At 63.2% G+C, this 16,676-nt stretch carries 15 protein-coding genes; 14 read left to right on the forward strand and 1 reads right to left on the reverse strand.

Annotated features, from left to right (window positions below; translation table 11 throughout):
• Window positions 1-28 precede the first annotated feature (28 nt).
• The 14 genes from hscA to HU750_RS00310 all read left to right on the forward strand — a co-directional run bounded on the left by hscA (window position 29) and on the right by HU750_RS00310 (window position 13,910).
• Window positions 29-1,891: a Fe-S protein assembly chaperone HscA gene (gene hscA, locus HU750_RS00245; protein WP_186675547.1), complete on the forward strand. Its 1,863-nt coding sequence runs from the start codon at window positions 29-31 to the stop codon at window positions 1,889-1,891.
• 3 nt (window positions 1,892-1,894) lie between these two features.
• On the forward strand, window positions 1,895-2,236 hold the full coding sequence (gene fdx, locus HU750_RS00250) for an ISC system 2Fe-2S type ferredoxin (RefSeq protein ID WP_027595546.1): 342 nt from the start codon (window positions 1,895-1,897) through the stop codon (window positions 2,234-2,236).
• Between the two features lie 10 nt (window positions 2,237-2,246).
• Complete coding sequence (gene iscX / locus HU750_RS00255) at window positions 2,247-2,447, forward strand: Fe-S cluster assembly protein IscX (RefSeq protein WP_024762959.1); 201 nt, start codon at window positions 2,247-2,249, stop codon at window positions 2,445-2,447.
• A 90-nt stretch (window positions 2,448-2,537) separates the two neighbouring features.
• Window positions 2,538-2,963: a nucleoside-diphosphate kinase gene (gene ndk / locus HU750_RS00260; RefSeq protein WP_012316140.1), complete on the forward strand. Its 426-nt coding sequence runs from the start codon at window positions 2,538-2,540 to the stop codon at window positions 2,961-2,963.
• Window positions 2,964-2,991: 28 nt separating this feature from the next.
• Window positions 2,992-4,137, forward strand: a complete 1,146-nt coding sequence (rlmN, locus tag HU750_RS00265) for a dual-specificity RNA methyltransferase RlmN (protein ID WP_027595547.1) — start codon at window positions 2,992-2,994, stop codon at window positions 4,135-4,137.
• Window positions 4,138-4,150: 13 nt separating this feature from the next.
• A complete protein-coding gene (gene pilW / locus HU750_RS00270; RefSeq protein ID WP_186675549.1) occupies window positions 4,151-4,912 on the forward strand; it encodes a type IV pilus biogenesis/stability protein PilW in 762 nt (253 codons plus the stop codon).
• Window positions 4,909-5,940 (forward strand): RodZ domain-containing protein, encoded by a 1,032-nt coding sequence (locus HU750_RS00275; protein ID WP_186675551.1) that lies wholly within the window; start codon window positions 4,909-4,911, stop codon window positions 5,938-5,940. Before pilW ends, HU750_RS00275 begins: the two co-directional genes overlap by 4 nt.
• Window positions 5,941-5,943: 3 nt before the next feature.
• Window positions 5,944-7,053 carry a flavodoxin-dependent (E)-4-hydroxy-3-methylbut-2-enyl-diphosphate synthase gene (ispG, locus tag HU750_RS00280; RefSeq protein WP_027595550.1) on the forward strand — a complete coding sequence of 370 codons (1,110 nt, stop codon included), beginning with the start codon at window positions 5,944-5,946 and terminating at the stop codon, window positions 7,051-7,053.
• Window positions 7,054-7,078: 25 nt separating this feature from the next.
• A complete protein-coding gene (gene hisS / locus HU750_RS00285; RefSeq protein WP_027595551.1) occupies window positions 7,079-8,368 on the forward strand; it encodes a histidine--tRNA ligase in 1,290 nt (429 codons plus the stop codon).
• 39 nt (window positions 8,369-8,407) lie between these two features.
• Window positions 8,408-9,049, forward strand: coding sequence for a tetratricopeptide repeat protein (locus tag HU750_RS00290; protein WP_027595552.1), 642 nt, complete (start codon window positions 8,408-8,410; stop codon window positions 9,047-9,049).
• Window position 9,050: 1 nt separating this feature from the next.
• Window positions 9,051-10,193 carry an outer membrane protein assembly factor BamB gene (gene bamB / locus HU750_RS00295; RefSeq protein WP_027595553.1) on the forward strand — a complete coding sequence of 381 codons (1,143 nt, stop codon included), beginning with the start codon at window positions 9,051-9,053 and terminating at the stop codon, window positions 10,191-10,193.
• A 117-nt stretch (window positions 10,194-10,310) separates the two neighbouring features.
• A complete protein-coding gene (der, locus tag HU750_RS00300; protein WP_186675552.1) occupies window positions 10,311-11,774 on the forward strand; it encodes a ribosome biogenesis GTPase Der in 1,464 nt (487 codons plus the stop codon).
• A gap of 208 nt (window positions 11,775-11,982) precedes the next feature.
• Window positions 11,983-13,131, forward strand: coding sequence for a pyridoxal phosphate-dependent aminotransferase (locus tag HU750_RS00305; RefSeq protein ID WP_186675553.1), 1,149 nt, complete (start codon window positions 11,983-11,985; stop codon window positions 13,129-13,131).
• Window positions 13,119-13,910, forward strand: a complete 792-nt coding sequence (locus tag HU750_RS00310; protein ID WP_085272641.1) for an amidohydrolase — start codon at window positions 13,119-13,121, stop codon at window positions 13,908-13,910. The genes HU750_RS00305 and HU750_RS00310 overlap by 13 nt, the downstream gene beginning before the upstream one ends.
• A gap of 162 nt (window positions 13,911-14,072) precedes the next feature.
• Here the strand turns inward: HU750_RS00310 and HU750_RS00315 are convergent, their stop codons facing one another.
• On the reverse strand, window positions 14,073-16,628 hold the full coding sequence (locus tag HU750_RS00315; protein WP_186676177.1) for a PepSY domain-containing protein: 2,556 nt from the start codon (window positions 16,626-16,628) through the stop codon (window positions 14,073-14,075).
• Window positions 16,629-16,676: the final 48 nt, after the last annotated feature.

Genomic DNA, 16,676 nt, shown 5'->3' on the forward strand with positions numbered 1-16,676 from the left:
TGATGACGCCTAAGGTATTCAGATAAGCATGGCCCTACTGCAGATCGCCGAACCCGGTCAAAGCCCTCAGCCGCACCAGCGCCGCCTGGCGGTGGGTATCGACCTGGGTACCACCAATTCTCTGGTCGCTGCCGTTCGCAGCGGTCGCAGCGAGCCCCTGCCGGATGTGCAGGGTAATGTCATTTTGCCGTCTGCGGTGCGCTACCTCGAAGGGCGCAGCGAAGTCGGGCAGGCTGCGCGCGATGCCGCTTCCAGCGACCCTTTGAACACCGTGCTGTCGGTAAAGCGCCTGATGGGGCGCGGCCTGGCCGACGTCAAGCAGTTGGGCGAGCAGCTGCCGTACCGCTTCATTGGCGGTGAGTCGCACATGCCGTTCATCGATACCGTCCAAGGGCCGAAAAGCCCGGTGGAGGTGTCGGCCGACATCCTCAAGGTGCTGCGCGAGCGCGCCGAGCAAACCCTCGGTGGCGACTTGGTGGGGGCGGTGATCACCGTGCCAGCCTATTTCGACGACGCCCAGCGCCAAGCGACCAAGGATGCCGCGCGCCTGGCCGGCCTCAATGTGTTGCGCCTGCTCAACGAGCCGACCGCAGCGGCCGTGGCCTATGGCCTGGACCAAAACGCCGAAGGCGTGGTGGCCATCTATGACCTGGGTGGCGGCACGTTCGATATCTCCATCCTGCGCCTGACGGCCGGCGTCTTCGAAGTGCTGGCCACCGGCGGCGACACCGCCCTGGGCGGCGATGATTTCGACCACGCGATTGCCGGTTGGATCATTGAACAGGCTGGGCTGTCTTCCGACCTCGACCCGGGTACTCAGCGCCAGTTGCTGCAGGCCGCCTGCGCCGCCAAGGAAGCCCTGACCGACGCCGACGTGGTCAGCGTCAGCCACGGTGCCTGGCAGGGTGAGCTCAGCCGGGCCGCCTTCGATGCCATGATCGAGCCGCTGATCGCTCGCAGCCTCAAAGCCTGCCGCCGCGCCGTGCGCGACAGCGGTGTCGAGCTGGAAGAGGTGGGTGCAGTGGTCATGGTCGGTGGTTCGACCCGCGTTCCACGCGTGCGTGACGCTGTTGGCACACTGTTCGGCCGTACCCCATTGACCTCGATCGACCCTGACCAGGTGGTGGCCATCGGTGCTGCCATTCAGGCCGACACCCTGGCTGGCAACCGCCGTGAAGGTGGCGAGTTGCTGCTGCTCGACGTCATCCCACTGTCCCTGGGCCTTGAGACCATGGGCGGGTTGATGGAGAAGGTGATCCCGCGCAACACCACCATTCCGGTGGCGCGTGCGCAAGAGTTCACCACCTATAAAGATGGCCAGTCGGCCATGATGATTCACGTCCTGCAAGGCGAGCGCGAGCTGATCAGCGACTGCCGCTCGCTGGCGCGCTTCGAGCTGCGCGGCATCCCGGCCATGGTCGCCGGTGCGGCGAAAATCCGCGTGACCTTCCAGGTCGATGCCGATGGCCTGCTCAGCGTCGCTGCCCGCGAACTGGGCTCGGGCGTCGAAGCCAGCATTCAGGTCAAGCCGTCCTACGGCCTGACCGACGGCGAGATCGCCCGCATGCTCAAGGATTCGTTCGAGCACGCAGGCAGCGACAAGCAGGCCCGTCAGCTGCGTGAACACCAGGTTGACGGTGAGCGCCTGCTCGAAGCAGTACAGGGCGCCCTGGACGCCGATGGCGAGCGCCTGCTCAGCAGCGAAGAGCGCGAAGCCATCGAATTCCAGATGCAAGAACTACGTGATTTGCTGACCGGCACCGATGGCCCCGCCATCGAGCAACAGACCAAGCGTCTGTCGCAGGTGACCGATGCATTTGCCGCCCGTCGCCTTGATTCGACGGTCAAAGCCGCACTGGCCGGGCGCAACCTGAATGAGATCGAGGAGTAACCGATGCCGCTGGTGACATTCCTGCCGCACGAGAAGTTTTGCCCGGAAGGGCTGACCGTGGAGGTCGAGCCTGGGACCAACATCCTGGAGCTGGCCCACGAGCATCACATCGAAATGGAAAGCGCTTGCGGTGGGGTCAAGGCTTGCACCACCTGTCACTGTATTGTTCGCAAAGGTTTCGATTCGCTGGAAGAAGCGGACGAGCTGGAAGAGGACATGCTGGACAAGGCCTGGGGCCTGGAAGCCCAGTCGCGCCTCGGCTGCCAGGTGGTCGTCGCCGACCAGGACCTGACCATCGAGATCCCCAAGTATTCGCTTAACCACGCTGCTGAAGCGCCCCACTGAGGATTTTTGCATGAGTCTGAAATGGGTTGATGTACTTGAGATCGCCATCCAGCTTGCAGAAAGCAAGCCGGACGTCGATCCTCGTTATGTGAATTTCGTCGATCTGCACCGCTGGGTGCTGGCATTGCCAGAGTTCAGCGACGATCCGTCACGCGGCGGTGAGAAAGTGCTCGAGGCCATCCAGGCGGCCTGGATTGATGAAGCCGACTAAGCGCGTCGCTGCAGGTTAGGCAATCCCCTGAAACCCGCGTATAATTCGCGGGTTTAATTTTTCGCAACACTCATATTTCTGGAGTTTTCCATGGCTGTTCAACGTACTTTCTCGATCATCAAGCCTGACGCCGTTGCCAAAAACGTCATCGGCAAGATCACCACTCGCTTCGAAGAAGCTGGCCTGAAAATCGTTGCCTCGAAAATCAAGCAACTGTCCAAAGCCGAAGCCGAAGGCTTCTACGCTGAGCACAGCGAGCGCGGCTTCTTCGGCGACCTGGTTGCCTTCATGACTTCCGGCCCGGTTGTTGTTCAGGTTCTGGAAGGCGAAAACGCCATCGCTCTGAACCGTGAGCTGATGGGCGCTACCAACCCTAAAGAAGCTGCTGCCGGCACCATCCGTGCTGACTTCGCCGAGTCGATCGACGCCAACGCCGTTCACGGTTCGGACTCCGAAGCTGCTGCTGCTCGCGAAATCGCTTACTTCTTCGCTGCTACCGAGGTAACCACTCGCTAAGCGAAAGCTTACGGGTGAGGGTGAATCCATGACGACATCTACTGGCAAAATCAACCTGTTGGGCCTGACCCAGCCGGAAATGGAACAATTCTTCGACTCTATAGGGGAGAAGCGCTTCCGTGCCGGCCAGGTGATGAAATGGATTCACCATTTTGGCGTCGATGATTTCGCCGCCATGACGAACGTCGGCAAGGCCTTGCGCGAAAAGCTCGAGGCTGTTGCCGAAATTCGCCCACCGGAAGTGGTCAGTGAAGACATTTCCGCCGACGGCACCCGTAAATGGGTGATCCGCGTTGCCTCTGGCAGCTGCGTCGAGACCGTCTACATTCCTACCGACGACCGCGGCACGCTGTGCGTATCGTCGCAAGCCGGCTGCGCCCTGGACTGCAGTTTCTGCTCCACCGGCAAGCAAGGCTTCAACAGCAACCTCACCGCCGCCGAAGTGATTGGCCAGGTGTGGCTTGCCAACAAATCTTTCGGGACCGTCCCGGCCAAAGTCGACCGCGCGATTACCAACGTGGTCATGATGGGCATGGGCGAGCCTTTGCTGAACTTCGACAATGTCATCGCCGCCATGAAGATCATGATGGATGATCTGGGCTATGGCATTTCCAAGCGTCGCGTCACCTTGTCCACCTCGGGCGTGGTGCCGATGATTGACGAACTGGCCAAGCACATCGACGTGTCGCTGGCCCTGTCGCTGCACGCGCCGAACGACGAGCTGCGTAACCAGCTGGTGCCGATCAACAAGAAGTACCCGCTGAAGGTGCTGCTGGAGTCGTGCATGGGCTACATGGCCACCCTGGGTGGCAAGCGCGTGTTGACGGTTGAGTACACCCTGCTCAAGGACGTCAACGACCAGCCTGAACATGCCGCGCAGATGATCGAACTGCTGCGCGACGTGCCGTGCAAGATCAACCTGATCCCGTTCAACCCGTTCCCGCATTCCGGTTACGAGCGGCCGAGCAACAACGCCATCCGCCGCTTCCAGGACCTGCTCCACCACGGTGGTTTCAACGTCACAACCCGTACCACCCGTGGCGAAGACATCGACGCCGCCTGTGGTCAGCTGGTCGGCCAGGTCAACGACCGCACCCGCCGCAGTGAGCGCTACATCGCTGTGCGCCAGCTCTCTGCCGACGCCGAGCTGCAAGACAGCGCCGCGCGCCACTGACCGAGAACTCGCCATGACCCTGCGCGCCGCGCTGTCGATCCTTGCGCTTTTGCTGCTGGCCGGCTGCGTGTCGGGCGGCGCAGGTGACCCGCTGGCCAGCCGCCAAGGGCGGCAAGAGGCGGGCAGGGCGTATGTGCAGTTGGGGCTTGGCTATTTGCAACAAGGCTTGACCGAACAGGCCAAGGCCCCGCTGGGCAAGGCGCTTGCCCTGGACGCCAGCGATGCCGGCGCGCATGCGGCGCTGGCGCTGGTGTTTCAGGCTGAAGGTGAGCCGGCCCTGGCCGAGCAGCACTTTCAAAAAGCCCTGCAGGCACGCCCTGGCGACACGCGAATTCGCAACAACTACGGCAGTTTCCTTTATGCTCAGGGGCGATTTGCCGAGGCCAAGCAGATGTTTCGCCTGGCCAGTGCCGATACCCTGTATCCTGAACGCTCACGCGTGTACGAGAACCTTGGCTTGACCGCCCTGAAGCTCGAGCGTCGAGACCAGGCGCACGCCTATCTGCTCAAAGCGTTGCAACTCAACCCACGGCAACCCAAGGCGTTGCTGGAAATGGCTGAGTTGTCCTACGAAAACAGGCATTATGTGCCGTCCCTGGACTACTACGATCGTTTCAGCCAGTTGAGCGACCACGACGCCCGTAGCCTCCTGCTGGGCAGCCGCCTTGCCCGGGTGTTCGACGAGCAGGGCACATTGGCCAATTTGGGCCAGCAATTACAACGACTTTATCCCGGTACGCCGGAATATCAGCAATACCTGTCGGAGCAACGATGAACGCCGCGCATCCCGAAGTAGCCGTAGCGCCTGGCCAGAACCCCGGTGAGCTTTTGCGTCAGGCCCGTGAGAAGCGGGACTGGTCACAAGCCGAGGTGGCCCGCAAGCTCAACCTCACTGTCAGTTCGTTGAACCACGTTGAAACCGGCGCCTTCGACAAGTTGCCCGGGCACACGTTCGCCCGTGGCTATATCCGCGCCTACGCCAAACTGATGGACCTGGACCAAGCCACGCTGGTCGAGGCCTTCGACCGTTACACTGGCACCCACGCCAAAGGCAGCGAAGTGCATTCGCTGGGCCGCATCGAAGAGCCTGTACGCCTCTCGCACAACATCCTGCGCGGCGTCAGCCTGTTGCTGCTGGTGGCGGTAGTCGGTGGCGGCTTCGTCTGGTGGCAGGACCAAGGCAGCCTGCCTGGCAAGGACTTGGCCAAGATCGCCCTGGAGCACGTCGAAGTCGAGAGCGCCGACGGCACCACACAGATTCACCCGCTGGACGAGCCTGAAGACCAGGCCGTGAGCGCCGGCCAGCAACCCGAGAGCGCCCCGTTGCCGCTGGAGCAGCCCGCAGGTGAACAGTCGGCCGCCGCTGCCGAGCAAGCACCCGCCAGCGCTGCGCAGCCCCCTGCAACAACCGTAACACCAGCCCCCGCTCTGCAGCCCCAAGCGGCAACCGCAGCCACTGCGCCAACGCCTGCGCCTGCTCCGGCAGCGCCGGCTGCAACCGCGCCCGTGGCTGCCGCGCCCGCTGCCACTGTGCCCGCCGCGCCCGTCGCAGTGCCGGCCGGTAGCGCCAGTGTCTCGATTCAGTTCAGCGCCAATTGCTGGACCCAAGTCAACGATGGCAATGGCAAGGTGCTGTTCAGCGGCGTCAAGCGCAAGGGCGACAACCTCGAGCTGACCGGCAAGCCGCCGTTCGCGGTACGCCTGGGCTTTGCCCGTGGCGCGCAGGTCAGCTACAACGGCCAGGCCGTCGATGTTGCTCCGTTTACAAGTGGCGAGACTGCTCGCCTGAAGTTGGGACAGTAAGTCATGCACGGCGAATCTCCGATCAAACGTCGCGAATCCCGCAAAATCTGGGTCGGCAATGTGCCGGTGGGTGGTGATGCGCCCATCGCGGTACAAAGCATGACCAACACCGACACCAACGATGTCGATGCCACCGTCGGGCAGATCCAGCGCCTGGTCGATGCCGGTGTCGACATCGTGCGTGTCTCTGTGCCAGACATGGACGCCGCCGAGGCGTTCGGCCGCATCAAGCAACGGGTCAGCGTGCCGCTGGTTGCCGACATTCACTTCGACTACAAGATCGCCTTGCGTGTGGCCGAGCTGGGCGTCGACTGCCTGCGCATCAACCCGGGCAACATCGGCCGTGAAGACCGTGTGCGTGCCGTGGTCGATGCGGCCCGCGACCGCGGTATCCCGATCCGTATCGGCGTCAACGCAGGCTCCCTGGAAAAGGACCTGCAGAAGAAGTACGGCGAACCGACCCCAGCCGCGCTGGTCGAGTCGGCGCTGCGCCATGTCGAGCACCTGGACCGCCTGGACTTCCAGGACTTCAAAGTCAGCGTCAAGGCCTCCGACGTGTTCATGGCCGTCGAAGCCTACCGCCTGTTGGCCAAGCAGATCATCCAGCCCCTGCACCTGGGCATCACCGAAGCCGGTGGCCTGCGCTCGGGGACAGTGAAATCCGCCGTCGGCCTCGGTATGCTGCTGGCCGAAGGCATCGGCGATACCATTCGTATCTCGCTGGCTGCTGACCCGGTCGAGGAAGTGAAAGTCGGTTACGACATCCTCAAGTCGCTGCACCTGCGTTCGCGTGGCATCAACTTCATCGCCTGCCCAAGCTGCTCGCGGCAGAACTTCGATGTGGTCAAGACCATGAACGAGCTGGAAGGGCGCCTGGAAGACCTGTTGGTGCCGCTGGACGTCGCGGTGATCGGTTGCGTGGTCAACGGCCCCGGCGAAGCCAAGGAAGCCCACGTAGGGCTGACCGGCGGCACGCCGAACCTGATCTACATCGACGGCAAGCCGGCGCAGAAGCTGACCAATGACAACCTGGTCGATGAGCTCGAAAAGCTCATCCGCCAGAAAGCGGCCGAAAAGGTCGAAGCCGACGCGGCGCTGATCGCCCGTGGCTGACACACAGAATTCGTAAGGACTTTTCGTGAGCAAATCGCTGCAAGCCATCCGTGGCATGAACGACATCCTGCCTGAACAGTCGCCACTGTGGCGCTACTTCGAAGGCACCGTGGCCGGCCTGCTGGACACCTACGGGTACAGCCAGATCCGCACACCGATCGTCGAGTTCACCGAGCTGTTCAAGCGCTCCATCGGTGAAGTGACCGACATCGTCGAAAAAGAGATGTACACCTTCGAGGACCGCAACGGCGATTCGCTCACCTTGCGCCCCGAAGGCACTGCCGCCTGTGTGCGTGCCGTGCTGGAGCATGGCATCACCGGCAACGGCCAGGTGCAGAAACTCTGGTACATCGGCCAGATGTTCCGCCACGAGCGCCCGCAAAAGGGCCGCTACCGCCAGTTCCACCAGATCGGCGTGGAAGTGTTCAACCTTGACGGGCCGGACATCGACGCCGAACTGATCATGCTGACCTGGCGCCTGTGGGGCCTGCTGGGCATCCAGGACGCCGTTAAGCTCGAGCTCAACAGCCTGGGTACCAGCGAAGCCCGTGCCCGCTACCGTGATGCGCTGGTCGAGTTCCTCTCGGCACGCCTCGAGCAGCTGGACGAAGACAGCCAGCGTCGCCTGAAGAGCAACCCGCTGCGCATCCTCGACAGCAAGGACCAGAACACCCAGGCGGTGCTGGTTGGCGCGCCGAAGCTCGAAGATTACCTGGACGAAGAATCCCGCGTGCACTTCGAGGGCCTCAAGGCCCGTCTGGAGGCTGCCGGTATCCCGTTCGTGATCAACACCAAGCTGGTGCGTGGCCTGGACTACTACAGCAAGACCGTGTTCGAGTGGGTCACCGACAAGCTCGGCGCCCAGGGCACTGTCTGCGCCGGTGGCCGCTACGACGGCCTTGTCGAGCAGATGGGCGGCAAGCCGACCACCGGCGTTGGTTTCGCCATGGGTATCGAGCGCTTGATTCTGCTGCTGGAGACCCTGGGCAAGGTGCCCGAGTCGATCAGCCGTCAGGTCGACGTCTACCTCTGCGCCTTCGGCGAACAGGCCGAGCTGGCTGGCCTGCGCTTGTCCGAACGCCTGCGTGATCGTCTGCCGGGCCTGCGCCTGGTGGTCAACGCCGGGGGTGGCAGCTTCAAGAGCCAGTTCAAGAAAGCCGACAAGAGCGGCGCGCTGTTCGCCCTGATTCTTGGCGACGACGAGCTGGCCCAGCAAGCGATCGGCTTCAAGCCCCTGCGTGGTCAGGGCGAACAACAGAACATTGCCTGGGATGCTCTGGCTGAGCACCTGGAAACCGCGGTCGCACAGGCGTAACGCGGTCCAACAAGCGAATAGGCGAAAAGGAGTATTGGGGTGTCGAGTACCGATGATGATGACCTGGCAGGGGTCAAGGACTGGTGGAACCGCAACGGCAAGCCGCTGCTGACGGGCGCGTTGCTGGCCGGTGTGGTGGTACTGGGCTGGAATACCTGGCACAAGTACCAGAACAACCAGTCGCAAGGTGCCTCGCAGCTGTACCAGGCTTTGCTTGAAACCAGCCTGACGCCGAGTGGCCAGCCTGACGCAACCAAGGTCGCGGAACTGGCCGGCAAGCTCAAGAGCGAGTTCGGTGGTACCGCCTACGCCCAGTACGGCAGCCTGTTCGTGGCCAAGGTCGCGGTCGAGAGCGGCAAGCTCGACGACGCTGCTGCCGAGCTCAAAGCTGTGTTGGACAAGCCAGCCGATGCCACCCTGGGCGAGATTTCGCGCCAGCGCCTGGCCCGTGTACTGGCTGCCCAGGACAAGGCCGAAGAGGCACTCAAGCTGCTCGACGGCGATGCCGACAAGGCGTTCCTGGCCAGCCGCGAAGAATTGAAGGGTGACCTGCTGGTGCAGCTGGGTCGCGCCGACGATGCTCACAGCGCTTATGAGAAAGCCAAGGCCTCGCTGTCGGATGAAGCAGCGGTCGGTGGCCTGCAACTGAAGCTGGATGACTTGGCCAAAGGGGACGCGTGACGTGATCGGTTGGAAACAAGCAGCAGTGCTGACCCTGGCCGTACTGGCCGCGGGTTGCAGCAGCAACAGCAAGAAGGAACTGCCCCCGGCCGAGCTGACCAAGTTCACCGAGGAAGTGGTACTGAAAAAGCAGTGGAGCCGCTCGATCGGTGACGGCCAGGGCGAGACGTACAACACCCTGGTACCGGCCATCGAAAACGACCGTATCTACGCCTCCGACGTCAACGGCGAAGTCTTCGCCCTCGACCGTATCACCGGCGACGTGGTGTGGAAAAAAGACCTGGACCTGCAAGTGTCGGGCGCTGTCGGCGTGGGTTACGGGCTGGTCATGCTCGGCACCCTCAAAGGCGAGGTCATCGCGCTGGACTCCAGCACCGGTGAAGAGCGCTGGCGTTCGCGCGTGACCAGTGAAGTGCTGGCACCGCCCGCCAACAACGGCGACGTGGTGGTGGTGCAGACCCAGGACGACCGCCTGATCGGCCTCGATGCCGCGACCGGCGACCGCCGCTGGATCTACGAAAACACCCCGGCCGTACTGACCCTGCGCGGCACCGGTGCACCGATCGCGACCAACCGCCTGGCGGTTGCCGGCCTGTCCACCGGTAAAGTGATCGCGGTGGATATCAACAACGGCGTGCCAGTGTGGGAGAGCCGTGTGGCCATCCCGCAGGGGCGTTCCGAGTTGGACCGCGTGGTAGATATCGACGGCGGCTTGCTGCTGTCCGGTGGTACTCTGTACGTCAGCACCTACCAGGGCCGCGTAGCGGGCCTGGACCTGGAAAGCGGCCGCGTGCTGTGGCAGCGTGATGCGTCCAGCTATGTGGGTGTCGCCCAGGGTTACGGTAACGTCTATGTCAGCGAAGCCTCGGGTACCGTTGAAAGCGTCGACGAGCGCTCTTCCAGCGCCCTGTGGACCAACGATTCCATGGCTCGCCGTCAGCTGTCGGCACCGGAAGTGTTCTCCAGCTACGTGGCTGTCGGGGACTTCGAGGGTTACCTGCACCTGCTCAGCCAGGTCGATGGTCGCTTCGTCGGCCGTGAACGAATCGACAGCGATGGCCTGCGCGCCCGGCCCCTGGTGGTCGGCGACACCATCTACGTCTTCGGCAACAGCGGCAAGCTCGAGGCACTGACCGTCCGCTGAAGCTAAGCTCAAGACCGCCAACGGTCTTGAGCCGCGGTGTAGGAAACGCCGCACAAACTCCGGCCGCTGCCTTGCAGCGGCCTTTGCATTTTCAAGAATTCAAGAGTGGAGAGCCGCATGGTTCCCGTAATCGCCCTGGTGGGACGGCCGAACGTCGGCAAATCCACCATGTTCAACCGCCTGACCAAGACCCGCGATGCCATCGTCGGTGACCTGTCGGGCCTGACCCGTGACCGCCAGTATGGTGATGCCTCCTGGCAGGGTCGTTCTTTCATCCTGATCGACACCGGCGGTATCACCGGTGACGAAGTGGGCATGGACGAGAAAATGGCCGAGCAGTCGCTCATGGCCATCGAAGAAGCCGACTATGTGCTGTTCCTGGTCGATGCCCGTGCGGGCATGACCGCAGCCGACCAGATGATTGCCGAGCACCTGCGCAAGCGCAACAAGTCGGCGATTCTGGTTGCCAACAAGATCGACAACATCGACCCCGACGTTGCGCGTGCCGAGTTCTCGCCGATGGGCATGGGCAACGCCATTCCGGTGGCGGGCTCCCAGGGCCGTGGTATCAACGCCCTGATGGAAGCCGTGCTCGGCCACCTGCCGCGTGATGCCGAGGACGAAGCCCTCGACCAGGACGTCGCCGAAGGCGAGGAAGCCGCGCGCATTCCTGGCCCAAGCGAAAAAGATGGCATCAAGATCGCCATCATCGGCCGCCCGAACGTCGGCAAGTCGACCTTGGTCAACCGCATGCTCGGCGAAGAGCGCGTGGTGGTCTACGACGAGCCGGGCACCACCCGAGACAGTATCTACATCCCGTTCGAGCGCGATGGCGACAAGTACACCTTCATCGACACCGCCGGGGTGCGCAAGCGCGGCAAGATCCACGAGGAAGTCGAGAAGTTCTCGGTGGTCAAGACACTGCAGGCGATCAAAGACGCCAACGTGGTCATCTTCGTCATGGATGCCCGCGAAGGTGTGGTTGACCACGACCTGAACCTGCTGGGCTTTGCCCTCGAAGCCGGCCGCGCCATCGTCATCGCCCTGAACAAATGGGATGGCATGGAGCCGGGTGAGCGCGCCTACGTGAAGACCGAGCTGGAACGCCGGCTGTTCTTCGTCGATTTCGCCGACATCCACTTCATTTCCGCGCTGCACGGCACGGGCGTGGGCAACCTGTACAAGTCGGTACAGGCCGCGTTCACGTCGGCGGTCACCCGTTGGCCAACCAGCCGCCTGACGCAAATCCTCGAAGACGCGGTCAGCGAGCACCAGCCGCCGTTGGTCAATGGCCGCCGCATCAAGCTGCGTTATGCCCACCTGGGCGGTGCCAACCCGCCGCTGATCGTGATCCACGGCAACCAGACCGAGAGCATTCCCAAGTCGTACTCGCGTTACCTGGAAAACACCTACCGCCGCGTGCTGAAACTGGTCGGTACGCCGATCCGCATCGAGTACAAGGGCGGTGAGAACCCGTACGAGGGCAAGAAAAACACCCTCACCGATCGCCAGGTCAACAAGAAGCGCCGCTTGATGTCGCACCACAAGAAGGCCGAGAAGAAGCGCCGCGATAAGCGCTGATCAACTCCATGTGGGAGCGGGCTTGCTCCGCGAAGCAGGCAACGCGATGGATGGCACGGGCTTTGCCCGTGTTCGCGGGGCAAGCCCGCTCCCACAGGGTCTCTTGATCCAACGCAATCCCCTATTGTTTCAACCTTTTTCCTGACCGCTCGATCCGCTATGCTCGGACTCCACCCCGTGCCGGATAAACCCCAGGAAAGAGGGCTTCATGATCCGCAGCAAACTGCCGAATGTCGGCACGACCATCTTCACCACCATGTCCCAGCTCGCCGTACAGACCGGTGCGCTCAACCTTTCCCAAGGCTTCCCCGACTTCAACGGCCCGCAGGCGTTGCTCGATGCAGTGGGCCGGCATGTGGCCGCCGGGCATAACCAGTACGCGCCAATGACTGGCCTGCCGGCCCTGCGCCAGCAGGTAGCGGCCAAGGTCGCACGGTTGTATGGCGCACAGGTGGATGCCGATCACGAAGTGACCATCACCCCAGGTGCCACCGAGGCAATCTTTTGCGCCATTCAGGCGGTGATCCAGGCCGGTGACGAAGTCATCGTCTTCGACCCGTGCTATGACAGCTACGAGCCGTCGGTGGAACTGGCCGGTGGCCGTTGTGTGCATGTGCAACTGAGCGACGGCGACTTCCGCATCGACTGGCAGCGGTTCAGCGATGCCCTCAGCCCGCGTACCCGCATGGTCATTCTCAACTCGCCGCACAACCCCAGCGGCGCACTGATCACCCGAGAAGACCTGGACCAGCTGGCGCAGCTGATCGCTGATCGCGATATCTACCTGGTCAGCGACGAAGTCTACGAGCACCTGGTCTATGACGGCGTACACCACGCCAGCGTGCTGGCCCATGCCGAGCTCTATAGCCGTGCCTTCGTGGTCAGTTCGTTCGGCAAGACCTACCATGTGACCGGTTGGAAAACCGGCTACGTGATCGCGCCACCGGCCCTGAGTGCCGAGCTGCGCAAGGTGCACCAGTACGTCAATTTCTGCGGCGTCACGCCGTTGCAGTGCGCGCTGGCCGACTTCATGGCCGAGCACCCCGAGCACCTCGATGAACTGCCAGGCTTCTACCAGGCCAAGCGCGACCTGTTCTGCGATTTGCTCGAAGGTTCGCGCTTCAGTTTCCGCCGCACGGCCGGCACCTATTTCCAGCTGGTGGACTATTCGCAGATCCGCCCGGACCTGAACGATGTCGAGATGTCGTTGTGGCTGACCCGTGAGCACGGCGTGGCGACCATTCCGGTGTCGGTGTTCTACCAGCAACCCATCCCCGAGCAACGCCTGGTGCGCCTGTGCTTTGCCAAACGTGAGGAGACGCTGCGTCAGGCGGCGGAAAAACTATGCGCGATCTGAGTACACTGCCCGACCTGAAAATCGCCTTGGTGCAGACCACCCTGGCCTGGCACGACCGCGAGGCCAATTATGCGCATTTCGAGGAACTGCTGAAGCAAGTGGGTGAGGTGGACCTGGTGATCCTGCCAGAGATGTTCACCACCGGCTTCTCGATGGAGTCCGAAAGCCTGGCCGAGCCCGAGAACGGCCCGACCTACAAATGGCTCAAGGCCCAGGCGAAGAAGTACAACGCGGTGATCACCGGCAGCGTGATCATCCAGGCCGCCGATGGTAGCCACCGCAATCGCCTGCTGTGGGCGCGCCCGGACGGTGAGATCCTGCACTACGACAAGCGCCACCTGTTCCGCATGGCGGGTGAGCACAAGCATTACACCCCCGGCGAGCGTCAGGTGCAGTTCGAGATCAAGGGCTGGCGGGTACGCCCGTTGATCTGCTACGACCTGCGCTTTCCGGTGTGGAGCCGTGATGCCCAGGACACCGACCTGCTGCTGTACACCGCCAATTGGCCGGCGGCGCGCCGCCAGCACTGGAACCGACTGCTGCCGGCGCGGGGCATCGAGAACCTGTGCTTTGTCGCGGCGGTGAACCGCGTGGGCACCGATGGCAAAGGCTTCGCCTATTCCGGTGACAGCCAAGTGCTGGACTTCCAGGGCGAGAGCCTGCTCAGTGCTGGCGAAGCGGACGGGGTGTTCACGGTGGTGTTGAGAGCGGCGGAGCTGGCGGCGTACCGGGCCAAGTTCCCGGCGAACCTGGATGCCGATACCTTCGAGCTGCACTAAGGCAGTACTGGCCCAGTTGTAGGAGCGGCCTTGCGTCGCGAAAGGGCCGCAAAGCGGCCCCGGGGTTTCGGCGTTACAGCATAAATTGCTGGGGCTGCTTTGCAGCCCTTTCGCGACGCAAGGCCGCTCCTACAGGCCCTCAGTGGCTAGCACGGGCCAGTATCAGTACACATCCCGCCGATACCGCCCATCCTCGATCAGTTGCTGTACAACGGCTTCTCCAAGCATGCCCTTGAGCGCCGCATCAACGCCGGCCGCCATGCCCTGTAAGCTGCCGCAGACATACACACAGGCGCCATCCGCCACCCAGCGTTTGAACGCATCAGCCTGCTGCAGCAACACATCCTGCACATACACCTTCTCGGCCTGATCCCGCGAAAACGCCAGGTCCAGGCGCGCCAGGTCGCCGCTGTCGAGCCAGCCCTGCAGTTCATTGCCGCACAGCAGGTCATGCGCGCGGTTACGTTCACCGAACAGCAGCCAATTGCGTTGTTCGCCCGCGTTGACCCGCGCGCGCAGCAGGCTGCGCAGGCCAGCCAGGCCAGTACCGTTGCCGATCAGAATCATCGGCACCGGTGACTCGGGCAGGTGGAAGCCACTGTTGCGGCGCAGGCGCATGCTCAGCAGGCCATTCACCGGCAGGTACTCGGTCAGCCAACCAGACCCCAGCCCGAAATTGCCATCCGGGTGACGTTCCTGGCGCACGATCAATTCCAATACACCGTCACTGGCGATCGACGCGATGGAGTATTCACGCGTGCCGATCGGTACCAGCGCATCGACCAGCGCCTGTGCGTGCAAGCCCACCAACTGATCGCGCCGGCTGGGCAACTGACGGCTGGCCAGCGCCTGGCCCAAGGTTTCGCTCAGGCCGTCGAGCTGTACGGTTGCGTTGGCATCCAGGCCCAGGCCGTCGAGGAAGGCGTCGACCCGCAGCTGAGCATTGCGCGGCAGGATTTCCACCAGGTCGCCGGCTTGCCAGCTGGCAGGCTCCTCAGGGCGCAGGCCGATCAGGTAGACCGGCAAGCCCTGGCTGCCCGGGTTCATCAACTCACGTTGCACCAGCGTCCAGTTGCCGAAACTCGGCGGCTGCCAGGCCGTGACCGGCTGGGCCCCCGTCAGCTGCGCCAGTGCCTGTTGCCATTGTTGCAGCGCCGCCTGGTCGGCGTTGTCCACCTCCACCGGGCTGAACGCCGTGCTGGCGCCGCGTTCACCCAACCAAGCCTGCAGGCGACGGGCAAAGCCGCAGAAGTGCGGGTATTGGCGGTCGCCTAGGGCGAGCACAGCATAGTGCAGGTTGTTCAGCGCCCAGGGTTGGCCAAGCACCTTGCGCTCGAACGCGCGGGCGCTATCTGGCGCTTCGCCATCGCCGAAGGTACTGACCACGAATAAGGCGCGACGGGCCTGGCGCAAGTCATCCTCGCCCAGTTCGGCCAAGGCGCGGACTTGCACCGGCAGGCCAGCCGCCTGCAATTGCCCGGCACTTTGCCAGGCCAGCTGTTCGGCGAAGCCGCTCTGGCTGGCAAAGCCGATCAGCCAGCTGTCGCTGCCAGCCTGGGTGCTGTCGACGCCGCCTCGGGCAGCGCGAACCTGGCGTTTCTTGCGGCGGCGGTCAAGGTACAGCAGCCAGCCGGTGACAAAGAACAGCGGCATGGTCAGGCTGGCGAGGGTGACGATGATCCGGCCCGGCAAGCCGAAGTATTCGCCTACGTGCAGGGCGTAAACGCTCTGCAGCAACTGCGCCTTGAAGGATTTGTCGGTGTAGCGGTCGTGGCTTTTCACCTGGCCGGTGGCCGGGTCGAGGACCAGCGTGTTGAAGGCGCGCGGGTGCGCGGCATCGTCCACTAGGTAGAAGAGGTTGGCCGGCTGGCCACCTGCCGGTGGCAGGCGAAGGTTGTACATGGCCAGGCCCGGGCCTGCGGCCTCTTTGAGGTTGGCCCAGATGGCGTCGTAGTCGACCACCAGCGGCGGTGCGTTCTTGTCGACCTTCTGTGGCCCGTGGCGGCCTCGGCCTTCGCCGCGTTTTTGCTGCTGGCCCGCTGCCGGCGTATCGGCCAGCAGTTTGTTCAGGCCTTCGCGGTACCATTCATAGGACCAGAACAGGCCGGTGAGGGCGAACAGCAGGTAGAACAGCAGGCACCAGGTACCGGCCACGGCGTGCAGGTCCCAGTTGAAGGCGCGGCCTTTCTTGGCCCACTCGAAGGTCAGCCAGACCCGCCAGTTGAGCGCCTTGCGCGGCCAGCGCAGGTACAGGCCAGAGAGGCAGAAGAAGATCAGCATCAGGGTGCAGGCACCGGTGATCTGCCGGCCGCTGTCGCCCATGGCCAGGAACCGGTGCAGGTTGAGCATCAGGTTGAAGAAGTCCTGCCCGGCCACTTCACCCTTGAGCTCGCCGGTGTACGGGTCGGCATAACGCAGCTCACCACGGCGCTGGCCTGGCGGCGGTGTGAAGAAGATCCGCGCAGCGTTGCCTTCGTGCAGGTCCACCCACAGCATCGCGACCTTGTCGCCTCGTGCGGCCTCGACTCGCTGCACCAGTTCGGCGGGCGGTAATACGCCCTGGGGGCGTACTTCGACCTTCAGCACATCGGCATTGAAGGCCCGAAGCAGTTCTTCCTGAAACGACCAGATCGCCCCGGTGATGCCCATCAAGGCCAGCACCAGGCCAGCGGTGATGCCAAAGAACCAGTGCAATTGGAACAGCATCTTCTTCACCACATCGATCACCTTGTCTTGCCGTTTCAGTTCAGGCGGCGTGCATTATGC

Origin of the sequence: Pseudomonas sp. SWRI50 (assembly GCF_014269095.1) — a bacterium.
GTDB lineage: Bacteria > Pseudomonadota > Gammaproteobacteria > Pseudomonadales > Pseudomonadaceae > Aquipseudomonas > Aquipseudomonas kermanshahensis.